The sequence below is a fragment of the Dielma fastidiosa genome, assembly GCF_000313565.1.
GTDB classification, from domain to species: domain Bacteria; phylum Bacillota_I; class Bacilli_A; order Erysipelotrichales; family Erysipelotrichaceae; genus Dielma; species Dielma fastidiosa.
This window is the reverse complement of record NZ_HE578929.1, coordinates 117187-133977: the sequence shown is the minus strand read 5'-3', so window position 1 is coordinate 133977 and position 16791 is coordinate 117187. Positions and strand designations below refer to the sequence as shown.

The following is a 16791-nucleotide window of genomic DNA, read 5'->3' as shown; positions in this document are numbered from 1 at the left end:
AAGCAGGCAAAATAAAGCTGTTTCATTACTCGTCTCTATACTGCGGATGAAACCCTCACACTTCTTAATTTAAAAAAAACTGATCAAATTAATGACCAGTTCAAGGATTATTTAATCATCATACCGTGTCTTGCGGCGCGGCTTTTCATTCTTGCTCTTTGAGCTATTGCGGCGGGCATGTTCCGTCGTTTTTCTTGACTTATATGAATCTTCGCTCATCTTTTTAGGCTTATAGCTGCCCTCATTATTTTTCTTAACTGTCTTGCGCACTGGCGCACCGCCGTCAATCTTAACATTTACTTCGAATCCGCGGATCGTGCAGTTTGCCATATGTTCAAGCACCTTATCTACTGAATCATTGGCGATATCAACCAAGGTATATTTGGCTTTCAGATCAATTTTACCAATAACCGATGAAGGCAGACCTGTCTCTTCAGCAATGGCGCATACTAAATGATTAGCAGCAACTCCTTGATTACGGCCAATATTGAAATGCAGCGTTGTCGCGTCAGCATCATTGAACTTACGTTCCTTTTTCTTATTGAAAACCTCTTCCACAACCCCGGCATCTATTACCTCAGGCTTATAAAGCATTGAAATCAAAGCACTTAATACGTTCTCAATAGCAACTCCCTCACCGAGAATTTCATTTGCTATTTCAATACTTTCCTCATTGATATCCTCAGAGCATGCACTCATGACCTGAGCCACAAATGCGCGTTTGCTCTCTTCCAATAACTCTTCACTGCTTGGCAGCTGACGATGCGCGATGGCTGTCTTCGTATAACGCATGATATCACGAATGAACTGACGCTGACGCTTGCCGGCAATCAATGTAATCGCCTTGCCCTTTTTACCGGCACGGCCTGTACGGCCTACACGATGAATGTAATACTCATTATCCTGCGGTATATCATAATTGACTACCAGATCAATATTATCAACATCAATGCCTCTTGCAGCAACATCAGTAGCAATCAATATCGGATAATTACCAGTACGGAATTGATCCATGACACGAGTACGCGCCTGCTGCTTCATATCGCCATGCAGGCCAATAGCTTTAATGTCATATGAATTCAACTCATCGACAAGTTCATCCACCATCTTTTTTGTATTACAGAAAATCATTGTCAATTCTGGATCAAAAGCATTCAGCAGAATACGTAGCGCATTTGTTTTCTTGCCGCGGCCACACTCATAATAGCTTTGTTCCACAGTATCGATCGTACGCTGTGTACTCTTGATTTCAACACTGACTGGATCCTGCTGAAACTGTCTTGTAATTTCCATAATACTGTTTGGCATAGTTGCAGAGAACAAAGTCATCTGATATTGTTCCTTTGGCATGCCCTTTAAGATTTCTTCAATATCCTCTTTAAAGCCCATATTCAGCATTTCATCTGCTTCATCAAGAATTACCATCTTGATTTCATCAAGCTTTAAAGTACGGCGGCGTAAATGATCCATCACACGGCCCGGTGTCCCTACGACAATACCGCAGCCGCGCTTCAGCAGCTGAATCTGACTGTCAATTGGCTGACCGCCATAAATCGGAACGATTTTGACACCTTCTTTATATTTAGAAAACTTTCTTAATTCAGTCGCAATCTGAATATCCAATTCTCTGGTAGGACTTAGAATAAGAATTTGCGGCTTGCGATTTGTTGGATCTACCTTATCGATAGCTGGTAATCCAAAGGCTGCTGTTTTGCCTGTACCTGTATTAGAACGACCTAACACATCTCTCCCTTGTAAGATATATGGGATTGCCTGTGCCTGTATGTCGGTTGCATTTTCAAATCCCATCTCACTGACGGCTCTCAAAATTTCATTACTTAAACCTAATTCATTAAAATTTGTCATTTGTACCTTCTTTCTAATGATTCGAGTACAAACTAATGTACTCTAGCCTATATTAACAATAACTGATTAATCATATCATTTTTAAATATACCCGTCAATAAATATTTTATTCGGCAGATCATAAGCGATAAAATTAAACTTCTTATTTTAAACCTATTTTTCGACAAATTCCGCAGATTGCATTTGGTATAGTAAACGTGCAAGGAAACTTGCATACGAAAAACCATTCCCCTTTAATCCCTTTTTCGTATTAAAATTCTATCTCTTTAAGCAGGAAAAAACCTTCTTCCCCTGGAAGGTTTTTTCTGTTTACTTTACAAACTTTAAAATTCAACTTTATTTACTTTTAATTGGCGTTAGGCATCTTTTTAATTCAAAAGTAAAGTTTTTCATAACAATTAATGTTAATAGAGGTCTCCCTTTTAACCGATAGTATATAACTCATTCCGTGCAAATTCATGCTTATCTAAACAATGGCGTTCATCATAAATCAGCACCTGTTTCATCGCCCGCGCAAAATCCTTTCGCTTTAATTGCTGAATGCTTTCCCATTCTGTAAAGATGAAGCACGCATCGGCGGCTCTTAACCCTTCTTCTATGCTCTCACATCGTTTGATTAGCGGATAGCTTGCCTGTAGTTTGGCTGCCGCCTGTGGATCATAGACGACCACTTCTGCTCCTTCAGCAATCATTATCTTGATATTCAAAACCGCCGGTGAACACCGCAGATCATCCGTATTTGCTTTAAACGCTACTCCTAATATCGCAATCCTTTTCTGATCAAACCCCTGCATCTGAATTCTGGCTTGCTTTAATAATATTAGTTTCTGTTCCTCATTCACGGCATCCGCTGCCTTCACACTTTTTAGTTCATATCCTTGCTTCGCTGCCTGATAAATCAAGGAATGGGTATCCTTGGGCAGACAACTGCCGCCATACCCACACCCTGCCTTCATATAGCCGTGACCAATGCGATGATCCATACCGATGCCGGCCGCTACCTCTTTGATATCTGCGCCATAGTGCATACATAGTTTCGCAATTTCATTGATATACGATAACTTCACTGCCAAAAAACCATTGCTGCCATACTTTATCAGCTCTGCTCCCAAATTATCAGTAAACAGCATCGGCCGTGATAACGGTGCATAAAATGCACTCATTATGGCTGCAGCCTGTTTATCGACCGTTCCAATAATGATGCGATCAGCTTTTCGCATATCCATCAGGGCCGTTCCCTGTGATAAGAATTCCGGATTATTCACTACCATACTCTTATCCTTGGCATGCTCTTGCAGATAGGTGGCAGTCTGATTTCCGGTTCCAATCGGTACCGTACTTTTAATCAGCAGGATAAACTCTTGATTCGCTGCCTTGGCGGCCTCTTCAATCACCTGCCAATAACTGGTAAGATCCGTTTCACCGCTTTCAGTAGATGGTGTACCTACACATACCGCAATCATAGCTTTATTGCGATAGGTGTTCTGTTCATCCATGGCAGTCTTGATTCGACCCAATGCTAACAATTCATTCAATAATTCACTCATTCCAGGTTCATAAAGGGGCATGATTCCCTGTTTTAGACCTTCTAGCTTTTCTTTATCACAATCATAAAAGGTCACCTGATGTCCCATTTCACCAAAGATCAAGCCGACAGCCAACCCTACATACCCTACTCCTACTACTGCTATTTCCATATGCTTACCTCCTATGCAGGATCAATTTACATAAATACTCACCATAATGCAGGTAACAATCATGCCAAATGACCCCTTGCTTGATCGTTTCTTTTATTCTTTTACGCAGCCATTCCTCCACCTCTTGTTGATCCTCGAAAGCAAGCGTTGAAATCCTACACCATTGATACATCAAATGACGCAGCTTCAAGGTTCTTATCAATTTAGCCAAAGCACAGCCTTCATTCATTTGATCCATCCTTGATTGAACGATATCAAAACACTTCTCGATATCCATGATTCGTTTGCCATAGGAACAGCTGATACTGCCTGCCACATCACTGCGATGATAATAGACGATTTCATCGATAAAACAGAAGCTTTCGGCACAAAGTAATGCTTCTAAATAATATTGAAGATCCTGACTTAAACGAAGCGGTGCAAATTGAAGCTCATGGTTCAAAACAAAAGAGCGAAGATATAATTTTCCTCCTGGAATGGGTGAATCAAACCAGCCCGCTTCACGATGTTCCAACTTTCCAATTATTTTTTTATTTTGTCCTTAAAACTTTTAGGCTTATCCAAAGCCTCAATACCGGCTGAGACGATCTCTGCTTGATTCTTTTTTGCAGCGGCCAATAAGACTGCCAAACAATGCTCATCCAACACATCATCCGCATCACAGAAATACAAATATTGTCCCTTTGCCTGCCGAATCCCTTGATTTCGTGCCGCTGGTGCTCCTTGATTCGTCTGTTTCCACAATCTAAAGCGCGGATCACTTAAATAAGGCAGAATGATTGCTTCACTTTGATCCGTAGAACCATCGTTCACCAACAGACACTCAAAATCCTGAAAAGTCTGATGAAGGATCGACTGAAGTAAATCCGGCAAATAATCCTGAGCATTATATACCGGACAGATCACACTGATTGAAGGCTTCACCTCTTCATTCATTACTGTCCCTCACTACAGGTCATTCCCATTTCTCGATTACTGTTTATCGTTGCTTCGATGGAAATTGACGTCACTTCTTCTTTCATGTTCCGCACCAATCCAATATCTGCCAATTCAATTAATGATGCCTTGTCGAAATCTATGATCAATGTCTCATTAAAATATGTGTCATCGATTTCATAATAATATGTCACACCACTTAACGGCCGATAGATTTCACTGGCTATCATCGCCGTTGCTTCCAATTCCTCTTTGCTTATTTCGACCTTTTCCAATTCAATCTGATTATGATTGGTCTGCATGATCACATTTTTTCCATCATGTTCAAAGATCGTCTCTGCCTTCACGTCTTCATTTTCATACGTACAGATTGCCTGTTGATTCACGACACCTTCTTTTTGACATCCCGCTAGCAGGACTAGCATGCTTAAACTTATCAATTTCCTTTTCATTCTTTCTTCTCCTCATTCACCGGCCACGCTTACTGTTTAAATAGATATACAATATTCGTGTCGCTCTTTTAAATCCAATTACCCTGATCAGGTTCTGACAGCACCGTGCTTTTTTATCGGATGCAAAATCCATGATCCACCCTTCGGCCTCGACCTTTGCTCCCTCTGCTGGTTCCAAATAGGGAACAAACTCCAATAGTGATGCATATTGAAACGCTAGAAAAGAGGCTAGCTCCGGTTCTCTGTCAGGTTGACATTCTTTGATGCAGCGCAGCACAACATTCTTAAAATCCTCGGCGATCCCTTGATAATTCTTTGTGATCGATTTTGGGTGCTGACGATACACATGCACCACATGCGGACATAATGCCAGTTTGGGCTGCGCGCGCAGTAGCTTGACGTTCCATTCTATATCTTCACAATAGATACCTTCTTCAAACGTCAACTTATTCTTTTCTATCAATTCATGCCGGATGATGCGATTCCACGCACAGCCAAGCGGATAATTCAAACGAATCATGGTCTTTAACAGTCCCTCCTTTGCTACCTGCTCTTTCAGGATCTGTTTAAGCACCAACGGTGTTCGATTCAACATCGCATTGATACTCTTTCTCGATTCAAAAAAAATTACCTCATTCTCTTTATTCATATATTCTGCAAGCTGATCGAAGGCATCCTCCACCAGCCAGTCATCACTATCCAGAAACCAGACATACTCCCCTTTGGCATGGCGAAAGCCTACATTACGGGCAGCCGACAAACCTTTGTTTGTTTGATGAAGCACCTTGACCCCTGCACCCTCATAGCTGTCACACAGACTGCCACTGCCATCGGTCGAACCATCATCCACCAAAATGATTTCATACGCGAAGACCTTCTTTTGATTCAGTATGCTCTTTACACATTCCTCTAGATAATTACTGACATTGTAGACCGGTATGATGATACTCAACAGGGGCCGCTCATTCATGACTTCTCACTCTTGATTCATTCCACAGCTGACCTGCACCAAGTCCCAATAAGATCCAAAATAAATGTGCTGACAGAATCGCTGCAATGCCAAAGAACGCTTGGACGAGATAAGCAGTGATGCCAAAGAAGCAGGCAGCACTAACCATCGTCCCTTCTTTGCTCCAAAGCCGTTTGAAAACATCCTTAATCACCACTCCATAGATACTTAATAGACTGATCAGCATCGGTAATCCCATCGTTATCAAGACTTCCAGATATTCATTATGCGCTTTATCAAAATACTGACCATTATTCAACGGGAAAATCGAATGATACAACTTGCCAAAAGTATCCGGGCCACTCCCTAATAACAAATGATCAGGAATCAATGTGATTGCATTCTTCCAGACCATATAACGGCCGGACCCTGACTGTTCAGTGATCACACCACTTAGAAGAGGCATAATTGCATCCTCTAGCTCATGTTGAAAACGAAGCAGCCATGCATTCTGAGTTAAAACCATCAGGCACAAAATGATTACGAAAGCAATCATCAATGTAATCATCAACGGATAAGCATCAAAGTACCAGCGTTTCAGCTCATCACGATGAGTATAAACATAAATCGACGCCAAAAACAAAACCATCCCTAAGCCTAAGAGCCCTGCGGTAGATTTAGTCATGACGATCACGACGATTCCTATCAATAAACAGAACAGGGCGATTGCCTCCTGCCACCAATGCTTTGCCTTAACCAACAATCCCATCGCAATGCCACTGAAAGCAACCATATATGTGGCAAGGAATACTGCATTTCCGCACAAACCTGGTACTAGCTTATATTTGTAAAATAAGGTCGAGTAATGTGTCAGCCTTGGAAAGAGGTCCATATATTGAAGAAAGGTATAAAACCCATTCACACATCCCATGACCAAGATACCGAAACAGATCCATTGCCGATGCTTTTCCTCACTGATACACAAAGCACCAAACATCAAAGTGAAATAGCAGCACCAAGTCAGAAATCCTTCATTGCGATTGGATGAACCTCTAAAAGATAATGAAGGATTGATTGAAAAGACGGTTGACAAAACCAGCAGTAAGGAAGCCAATGACAATAAACCTAAAAGTAAACGCCGATCAAAAACGAATACATTTTGAGTCATTTTAAACACGGTGATAAATAAGATCAGTACACATAGTGAATATAAAACTGGTGGAAACAAAAAATCATGGCCTGAAAGCTGCTCAACGATCACACTTCCTAAAAGCAAGCAAATACAAGCGATAATTAAAACCGTACCGCTTAGTTCACAAAATTGATAAACAATGAATCTTTCATCTTTCTTCATTCCATTCCTCCTGTTCTATCAAAAGATCTGATTTCTCAGACCCTTTGATAGAACGGCAAGTTCCCTTGCCGTTTCATTCACTTACTGGATTGTTACATTTTGATTAGAATTCCCTACATAAGTGTTACTATCATAAACAACACTGCCCTCACTACCCGCAGCGATTTTTAATGAACCTACACCACTCAGTGTACCAGTGATCGTTACTTCTGCATTATCTTTGATTATCAGTGTTTTATCACTTGTAATTTCAACTGCATTGATTGTTGTGTCACTGCAAATCATATATGGATCAGTTGATTCAGAAGTCAAATGTGTATCAAGTGAACCTAAATAAGTTAGTGTATAATCTCCTGCTGTTAACACATCATTAGTACCATCAATGACATTTCCTGAGTTATCCTTCCAAATCAAACCGTTCTGTTTAAGCTTAGTGATGCCTTCCACACTTAATCCATTTACTGACAAGATATCCTGAACTTTAGTGCATTTTAGAATTAGACTTGGATCAATTACCAATTTAGCACCAGCAGAACCATTGCTTAAGGTCAACTTATGATTGTTAGCATCAAAAGCACCAAGTAAAGTGACTGCTTTACCATCAGCAACTGTAATACTCTTATCTGCGCCTAATTCCACTGCGCTAAGCTGGATGTCATCAGTTGCTGCATAAGAACTTGTAGTTGTATTATTCAGATAAGTGATTGCCTGACTTGATGCCTCACTAATACTTTCTGATGTGATTGTTACCGTCAAGCTACCAATCTTTGTGGAATTTGTATATTTTCCTTTAGGATCTCCACCTAATACAACATAGAATTCCTGAACATTATTCTCATTGACACCAATGGCCTGATATGCCCCTAAGACATATTGTGACTTACCTGTATAATCTTTTTCACTCGTATTTGTATTTGCACCTGCTTCTTTATAGATTTCAGTTGACAAACCCTTTTCAACTTTAAGTGCAAGATCTAACTTTGCATTGACTGAAGCATTCGACTGATTTGTTACAAGTATTTGGTTATTTACATTATCATGACCATTCCAGCCAAGTACATTGCCGTTTTCTGGTTTAAAGCTATTGGTGCCAGCATCCCAGCTTCCGCGATCATAGATAAATTCCATATTACCCCAATCAAGACGTACACGATAGCTTGATTCACCAAAGGTTTGTAAATAAATTGGAATTTCAATGTTATTTGTCATCTCGTTATCAGTAAATCTAGTCCAATTAGATGCAATAACGCCACCCACTGATGAAGTAAAAGTTTCTGTGTTTTTTTCAAGCTCTACCATTTCAATTGCTGTTGAAGTTAAAGCCACAGTTGCCTTCTCAGCACTTAAATTATTAGTTACATTGTCAGTATTAACATCACCATAATCCATGTCATTAAAATCAGTAATTTTAGTTAATAACCCATCTACTCCAGTGAATGACTCACCAGCAGCGATACTGATATCATATGAATTAGAATTAGCAATAGTTACTCTATAACGTGCTGCTGTTATGCCATGAACTAAATTTTTTCCACTCTCTGTAACTACTAGCTGAATTTCTTGGTTTGAATCAGCATACTCAAGCATTGGCAGTGTACTCTTGAATGCCTTTAGTTTATCAAAAGTAACCGAATCATAAGTAAGTTCATCTTCAGTCTGAACATTTATTCCATTTTCAAGTGTTTTAGGTATCTGATAGAAATTGTAATTTCCCTTAACCGTACAATCTTTAATGAAACTATTTCCATGCATCGATTTATGCCCTATATCGCCATCACCACTTACAGCTGCTATTCCACTCACTAAAGCAACCGTTGAATTCCACGTAATATTGAAGTAAGTGTTTCTATTGCTACTATCACCATTACCATCAGAATTACCTTCATATTTTAATCCATATAAGCCAATTCCTGTTGTATATGCATTTCCATTATTAATCATTCGATTAACATCTAATATCAGATCTACATTCACATCCATATTTGTTTTCTCAATAGTGCCGCGATTAATTGCTGAAAAGCCATAATAAGCAGGATTCGGAGCAAGTATCGATACATTTCCCTTTACATTTACATTGCTTACAGTTCCATGATTTTCCATAACCATCGCAAAACCAATAGCATCACTTGAAGCATTACCTGTTTGTTGATCAAGAATCACAACATTAATATTGTTGAAAGTAACGTCTTTGAATACTTCTTCAGAGCCTAAATTTAAAAGGAAATAACTAGCCATCCCATTGGACCAACCATTCCAATCAATGCGATTGTTATCTATTTTTGTATCTCCATCGCTACTACCACTAAAATTCCTTTGAATGGTAAGATTGCTGATTGTATGACCATTTCCTATAAATGATCCTTTAAAACTATACCAGTCTCCGGAAGCGTAACCTGTGGCGAAATAATATTCATTAGAAAAATCATCCAGATTTCTTCCTAGAGTCGCATAATAAAAGCTCTTATAATCATAAGTGGTTGCATCACTTACTTCTTTTAAGCCATCTAATCCAACCCAATTTTTTCCGCCTAAATTTAAGTTTTTCTCTAAATAAATATCAGCAGAATCAAAACCTGTATACAGGGTTGATTCACCTTGTGCTTGTGCATGAAACTGTGACATTGCATAAGCAAAAAAGCCAAGGCCGCGAGCTGTATTTACATGAAATTCTTTAACGCTATTGGAGCTTTCATGAGTAACTATGTAGTAGTCTATTCCCTCAACCGCATTCTTTCCATCCTCTGTCCATGTGTTCGCTGTTTCTGCAGCTTGAATCACTGATGGAAACATCGTGACTACCATCGTCATGGCTACAAAGAATGCTCCCAATTTCTTTAATAATTTTCCCATTAGTTGAAAATTCTCCTTTCATCTTTCGTTTTTTATCCCTACCCATTCACTTTAATGTTCATCACCCCCTTTTTGCTCCTTTCTTCATTTTGACCGCTTTGGTTCCAGTACAGCACACAGTGTCTTAGTCAATATCAATAGATCAAACATCATCGACTGCTGCTGGATATATACCAGATCAAAGCGCAGCTTATTCTCTGTCGATGTACTGTATTTCCCCATCACCTGTGCATATCCGGTCAGTCCTGCCTTCACCTTCGTTCGATACGCAAACTCCGGCAGTTCCTGTTTCCTTCTCTCGGCGATTTCCGGCCGTTCTGGCCGTGGTCCTACTAAGCTCATCTCCCCTTTCAACACATTGATCAGCTGTGGCAGTTCATCGATTCGGCATCGTCGGATAACCTTACCGATTTTTGTCAATCGCTGATCGTTCTCACTGCACAGTCTTGCAATTCCGTCTGCCTCCGCATCTTCGCGCATACTACGAAACTTCAGGATGCTGATGATTTTCTCATCGAGGCTGTATCGCTCTTGCTTATAGAACACTGCACCACCATCTTCTACTTTGATCAGGATGGCTGTGATGAGCAGGATTGGTGATGTGACGAAGAGCAGGATGAGTGAAACGCCGATATCGAAACAGCGTTTCATTCGGTCGTTCTTCGTTCCTTTTTGATGGTTCAGCATCAAATCGCCGACACACATCATTTCACCGTTCATCAGCATCAGTCCTTCTAAGGGCGGATGTTCATACCATGCCTTTCCTTGCACATAACACAGTCGATTCAATCGCCGCCGTTCACTTTCCTCTAGTTGCTCCGCCAGCACCCCATCGGCTTCCTTCAATCGGTTCGCATCGATTTCCTCTGCCTTGAAGCTTGAAATGATTTGATAGCGGCTGCTTCGCTGATTCAGTTCTTCCAGCACTTCTTCATTGGCTGCTCCCACATAAAACAGCTTCATACTCCCATGATGAGTACGAAAGTAATGATCCGCAAATCGGCTGAAGAGCAAGGCCCATATTAGCTGTGCACAAGCCAACACGATCAAGGGCTGTAGCTTTAAAATATGATAATCGATCAATGACAATTCCAGATAGATGAGTGGCAGACAGATCAGCGTGCTCAGACTATGAATAAAAAGGATCTCATCCTTTTCTTTTTCTGCGATCCGATATCCGCCGTTGATCAATTTGAAGGCCTCTATTTCGATCAGCATCATCACAATGACTACAACGTTTCCCCAAAAATAATAATAAATTTCTTCTGCATAGCCGAAACGCCAAAATAGCGTTAACAGCACTGTCTCTATCACCAGATCGATCAGTATCATCATTCGATCCTGATACCAACCGGCAGCTGGCTGTTCAACAACGCTTTTTCCTGACTCTCGGTATCATAGAAAGTCAGTTCGATGATGGCTTTATACGTACCCGGGGGTAATTCCGTTCCATCCTGTAATGTCTTCAGTTCCAGATACATCAACGAGCTGCCGGCCGGGATTCGTCCAGTCACCGCCAATTCCTGACGCATCAGCTTTGGATCATAATTGGCCAACAATTCCAATCGCTTCTGATCGAAAAGCGTACGGTGGGATTCGCCCAACTGATCAATCAATTCTTCGTCGGTGATCGTGAGTTTCACGACGATGTCCTGAGTTGAATTTCCGGGGTTATAGAAATTCAATTCACCGATGCCATCTTTGAATATAATCAATCGATTGAACTCGAAGGCCGCTGTATTCCCGCCGCCTGGCTTCAATCCATCATTCAGCCGCTGGACGTTACCATCGACCGGAATCGATGGATAAGGAATTCCCATCTTAAGCAGTAGATACAACAAGGGCAACAGCAGCAGCAACAAGAACCAAGGCCTGCCTTTTTCATGGATTGTGCCGACTGCATACGTCTTGACTAAGAATCCGTCTCGATTCTTTCCGACCAGACCTCCGGCATATTTGATAGCCTCAATCCGTATCGCACTGCCGCAGCAGCTGATGATTCCACCTTCCATCATCCCGGCAATTCCACCAGCATATTCGGCATTCTCGATGATACCGTCCACCGTCAAATTCATGATTTTCGCATCTCTCAGACAACCAAACAAGCCACCGTATTTCCGTTTCTTTCCTTTTATTTTGAAGTTCTCAATCAGATGGCCATTGCCATTGAAGATTCCCTTGAACGGCAGACTGTCATCCTCACCGATCGGTACGAGTTTCTTTCCCTTACAGTCAATGTCAGCAATCAAGCTATAGTTCGCATTCTGATATTCCCACTCGCCTTGATTGATGTGCTTAGTGATTTCAATCAGCTCTTCCAAAGTAGCAATCTCGATTACACTTTCATTTGATCCGCTTTGAACTTTGAAATATTCATTCCTGAACAAGGGGGGAAAAGTTTCCGCCTCCCAGCATGTCTCTTTGTTCCATGGAAGCTCTACTTCACTCTCTGCTTCTACTGCCAATTCTTCATCAATATATTTCTTCTTTTTTTTCTTCCTGTCATCAATATAAAAGACATGTTCCATAATCCCTTCGTTCTTTGCCGCAAAGCCTGCCATGATCTTTCCTTGCAAGGAGTAGGCCAATGTCCAACTATCATAAATCTCGCCATAATTACACCCTGCAAATCCCCCACTGCTTTGGCCTCCCTTCAGTTTGACCTTTGCATAACAATCCTTGATATAACTGTTATTCAAGCCGACAAGTCCGCCCAAGAGACATATCTTTTTCTTCATCTTAATCCTCCAATACTGCCTTCCATTCGGTTTTCACTCGAATCACGCCTGCGGAATAATGAGTGTTCTGTTCATAGGCCATGACCTCTAACTGAATCGCTTTGTCATTCAAACCTGTGATGTTGATTTTCCGTAACATCTCACCAGGATAAAGTAGGCCGCTCGACGCTCTTTCCTTCCCTTCACCATCACGAATCACTAAGCGGATATCGACATCATTCGTTTCACTATTGACTAGATTGACCGTCAACGCTCCATCCACATAGCTCGGTGACACACACAGATAGATTTCATAGCCTTCATCGACGATTAGTTTTTCTTGTTCTGCCGATTCAATCAGACTGATCACTTCTGCCGCTGCTTCATGCTTTGGCAAGATGAAGCCATTCCAGCCTGCAATCAAGGCGATCATGATCCCACAGACTATGATGACGTTCCCTATCGTCCATCGTACCTTTTTCTGATAAAGGTCATCACTGCGGCTTTTCTTCAATTGCTTCATTGTCTGAGGCTGCCTGTTCTTCATCCTCTTCTTCCTTTCGATAATAGATTGCCACTGCTGATTCACCATAGGACACGGTTCGTGCCTCACGATCGACGAACCGATAATGTTCGAGATCCATCCATGGTCCTGCGATGAGTTCACTGGTTTCATCTGCTTGGGCGATCAGAGCCCCATCCTGAGCATCGACCACTTCAAACTCATCAAAGATGGCCGTTCCACCGCCGCTAATCCGATAAACTGCACCTGCCAGACTCTGCGTTCCACGGATTGTTTGCTCTTCACCTACCGCAATGTACAGATCATATTCATCTTCACTCAATAAAAGATCGTCCGTTTCCATCGATATGACGCTCAATGTCAGTGAGCCGATCTGTTGACCACTGTGATATCGATTCAGATCAGGCTTGCCGGACAATACGATATATAGATCAAGGACGACCGGCAAATTACTGGCGCTGCCAAGCAACATTTCCTGACTTTTGGCTAATTCACTCGCATTGTAATCATAATTTCCGCTACTCTCAGCAATTCCCTGTTCCTTATACACTTGGCCATCGATGGCCTCATCGTTGATCGTTAATGACTGAGAGACATAAATCGGAAATTGGGAATAATTACTGATCTTCACATGATTCTTGACATTATCATTACCGATCCAGCCAACGCCCGTTCCACCTTCTTCATCCACGAATCCTACATCATAAACAAAATCCAAATCTCCCCATTCCATCTGTACTCGGTATTTATCCTCATCCTGAGCATAAAGAAAGGGGCTTTCCATCTGATAACGGTAGAGGATCTGATTTTCTAGAAATTCGGTATACATATTAAATCCCGCAAAATAGATCCAATCATTTTCACTCAGCACATTACCATCACGCTTGATCAATGTTGTTGCCGATCCTTTTCGGCACATCAGGCTCGTAGCCTGAATGTTCATCGTCGCTTCTTCACTCAAATCGATTATTGTATAGTTTTCCATCTTTGAATAAAATTGAATGCCTGCATTGGCCCCCGCCAGAAAGCCATATGAAGAGATCTCAATCAAGGGAGGCAGATTTGAACTATCACTACTGATGAAAAAGCCACCGGCGCGTTCCGTATCATTGATCAATTGAAGCAAGGAGCAGCGCAGAGGATCAAAGGTTTCACCTTCTTTGACATTAAAGCTTAAGACATGACCGTTCAGATCGATACTCAACACTTCTACATCGATCATCGGTAACTGTGAAGCTTCTAGTTCCAAATCGGCCTCCAATTTCAAATTAATTTCATTTCTATCACTCACACAGCTTTGAAAGCTTTCTGCATCGATGACCAAACAGACCGTATTCACTTCGTTCTGATGATTCTCATTGGGAGGTAAGACATCATCAGGTATGGCTTCATTAGGAATATCTTCATCAGGTATGACTTCTTCCTTTTCGATTTCCTTAAATTCATCCTCGGATCCTGTCGATTGTTCCTCATTCGCCTCTATCTTTGAATCTGATTTTAGACTTTCATCGTCTTTATCGTCATCGTTTTGGCTTGGTGATGATTCTTCCTCTTCATTCACAAAATCATCATTCTCTTCTGCTTCCTGTGTCTGCCACTTCTTGGCCTCTATACTCATCGATAGATGTTCTGGTGTTAATCCAAGTAACGCTGACATCCATAGCAGAATTATCCCCCTCCCTTTCCTTCTCTTCACTTACCTATCCTCGGCGTTGAGCATTGATCGAATTCATTAAATCTTCAATGTTCTCAACCGTTACAGAAGGTTCTTTGACTTTCAGCGTTTCCTGCATTCGTTCTGCTTCTTGATGGATAGGCACTGTATTCATCGTTTGTATGATTGTTTTGGGGTCAGTATGAAGCTTAGGACTTGTTTCCATTACCTGATACATCTGCATGATTTTTTCAATCGCTGCATCCACGTTTTCTTCACCGGGCAAGGCCGACAATACGCAGGCTGTACTGCGATCAAAGTTCTGCTGCGAATCAAGAACGATTTTTCTCAACTGTTTCGTCATTTCCAACAATTCCACAAAATCCTCACGCATTTCTGAGATGAGCTGATCCTTTGCCTGATTCGCAGACTGTTCCAGCTTTTGATGCTTGAGTTCCGCATCTCGGATGATGTCTTGAGCCTTACTTTCAGCTTCAGCGATGATTCGCTCACTTTGTTTCTGTGTTTGAAGCAACAGACGACTGACAGCCAATTGCTCATTTTTTATTTCATTTCGTAATTGATCGATGTATGTATCAACTTCCTCTTTACAATAGCCATTGAGAACTGATCTGAACTTCACGAGATTTTTCATGCTGGACCCTCCTATATCAATCTAACTGATGGAATCAGTTAGTCATACATAAAAAACAGGAATGATGAAACTTGGGGGAAAACATCATTCCTAGATTGGCGGAAGCTAAACTACGCTCCCATAAATATAAACCCCAGTTTTCAAAAAAACATCTTAAAATGTATACTTTATAAGACACTTTTAAAATGAAGGTCACTAACAAAAAAAGGTCACAAAATGAACAAATTCGTAAAATAATATTTACAAATGGCCAAAAAAAGGATACAATTTGAGTGTCTCAAAAAGTATACTTTATGAGACAGTTCCCATTTTGTTCTAATTATTCCAAATGTTTATTTCTGTTGTTTTAATCAATGCAGATTGCATTCAAACACTTACTTATCGTGTTATCCTTCCTGTATTTCAATGTCTTGCTTCCTCTACCTTTTGATAGTTGAACCGCATCCAAGCATTGACAAGCAGGATTTTTTTATGATATTCGCTTATTTTAGCGTAAAACAAAAGGTACTCACTTTAAAAGAGTACCTTGCATTATTGTAGTAAATTATAGTGTTATGTATAACCTTTTGTATAAGCCAGATATTTTCATTTATCTAATCTGACTTATAATCTTCATGCTAGCAGCTTTTCTTATATAACTATAATTTAATCATATGTAATATTGGCAGCATAAGCCTATTTTTTTGATACTTCAACCACATATTCTGTAAATCTTTACTAATTGATAACAATTTAATAATTGTATCTGCATCTTTAATTTTCTCATTACTCTCTCTATGCTTTGCAGTAGCTGACAATGCTTCTTTAAACAGTTTTATATCATAATTTTGAGTTGTGGCAAGAATATAAATATCATAATAATCTCTGGGTCTGGTATTGAATATTCCACGACTTAAAATAGTTTCAACTTTCTCTATCATTACTGTTTCAATATTATAACCCCAAAGCTTGTGCCATACTTCAGCATCAAAAAAATTCATATAGAACCGCAGATGATGTAATAAAATCACAAATTGATACATCAATCATACAATCTTACACAGAATCCACCATATAGGTTATCATGACGGATTGGTGCAATTGATATAGTTTCAAAAGTTACATTATCGTCAAGATTTATATCACATATATTCTTCAC

14 protein-coding genes are annotated in these 16791 nt (G+C 40.5%); all 14 read right to left on the bottom strand.

The window, feature by feature from the left end:
• Positions 1-111: 111 nt before the first annotated feature.
• A complete protein-coding gene (locus DAHG_RS14180; RefSeq protein WP_022939011.1) occupies positions 112-1866 on the bottom strand; it encodes a DEAD/DEAH box helicase in 1755 nt (584 codons plus the stop codon).
• Positions 1867-2288: 422 nt separating this feature from the next.
• Entirely contained in the window at positions 2289-3563 is a 1275-nt protein-coding gene (locus DAHG_RS19795; RefSeq protein ID WP_022939010.1) for a UDP-glucose dehydrogenase family protein, read from the bottom strand.
• A 4-nt stretch (positions 3564-3567) separates the two neighbouring features.
• Positions 3568-4077 (bottom strand): hypothetical protein, encoded by a 510-nt coding sequence (locus DAHG_RS14170; protein ID WP_147576406.1) that lies wholly within the window; start codon positions 4075-4077, stop codon positions 3568-3570.
• A gap of 8 nt (positions 4078-4085) precedes the next feature.
• The gene (locus tag DAHG_RS14165; protein WP_022939008.1) at positions 4086-4499 is read right to left on the bottom strand and encodes a glycosyltransferase family 2 protein; all 414 of its coding nucleotides are present in this window, start codon (positions 4497-4499) and stop codon (positions 4086-4088) included.
• The gene (locus tag DAHG_RS14160) at positions 4499-4951 is read right to left on the bottom strand and encodes a DUF1307 domain-containing protein (RefSeq protein WP_022939007.1); all 453 of its coding nucleotides are present in this window, start codon (positions 4949-4951) and stop codon (positions 4499-4501) included. The genes DAHG_RS14165 and DAHG_RS14160 overlap by 1 nt, the downstream gene beginning before the upstream one ends.
• A 16-nt stretch (positions 4952-4967) precedes the next feature.
• Entirely contained in the window at positions 4968-5921 is a 954-nt protein-coding gene (locus DAHG_RS20640; RefSeq protein ID WP_022939006.1) for a glycosyltransferase family 2 protein, read from the bottom strand.
• Positions 5914-7254, bottom strand: coding sequence for an O-antigen ligase family protein (locus DAHG_RS14150; protein WP_022939005.1), 1341 nt, complete (start codon positions 7252-7254; stop codon positions 5914-5916). The genes DAHG_RS20640 and DAHG_RS14150 overlap by 8 nt, the downstream gene beginning before the upstream one ends.
• Positions 7255-7335: 81 nt before the next feature.
• The gene (locus tag DAHG_RS14145; RefSeq protein WP_022939004.1) at positions 7336-10104 is read right to left on the bottom strand and encodes a hypothetical protein; all 2769 of its coding nucleotides are present in this window, start codon (positions 10102-10104) and stop codon (positions 7336-7338) included.
• 84 nt (positions 10105-10188) lie between these two features.
• Entirely contained in the window at positions 10189-11439 is a 1251-nt protein-coding gene (locus tag DAHG_RS21905) for a sugar transferase (protein WP_022939003.1), read from the bottom strand.
• Entirely contained in the window at positions 11436-12632 is a 1197-nt protein-coding gene (locus DAHG_RS14135) for a hypothetical protein (protein WP_147576405.1), read from the bottom strand. Before DAHG_RS14135 ends, DAHG_RS21905 begins: the two co-directional genes overlap by 4 nt.
• A 211-nt stretch (positions 12633-12843) precedes the next feature.
• Positions 12844-13368: a hypothetical protein gene (locus DAHG_RS14130; RefSeq protein WP_146211914.1), complete on the bottom strand. Its 525-nt coding sequence runs from the start codon at positions 13366-13368 to the stop codon at positions 12844-12846.
• The gene (locus tag DAHG_RS14125; protein ID WP_022939000.1) at positions 13316-15001 is read right to left on the bottom strand and encodes a hypothetical protein; all 1686 of its coding nucleotides are present in this window, start codon (positions 14999-15001) and stop codon (positions 13316-13318) included. The genes DAHG_RS14130 and DAHG_RS14125 overlap by 53 nt, the downstream gene beginning before the upstream one ends.
• Before the next feature lie 43 nt (positions 15002-15044).
• Complete coding sequence (locus DAHG_RS14120) at positions 15045-15653, bottom strand: DivIVA domain-containing protein (RefSeq protein WP_022938999.1); 609 nt, start codon at positions 15651-15653, stop codon at positions 15045-15047.
• A gap of 638 nt (positions 15654-16291) precedes the next feature.
• Positions 16292-16633, bottom strand: a complete 342-nt coding sequence (locus tag DAHG_RS21745) for a nucleotidyl transferase AbiEii/AbiGii toxin family protein (protein ID WP_205408122.1) — start codon at positions 16631-16633, stop codon at positions 16292-16294.
• Between the last annotated feature and the right edge of the window lie 158 nt (positions 16634-16791).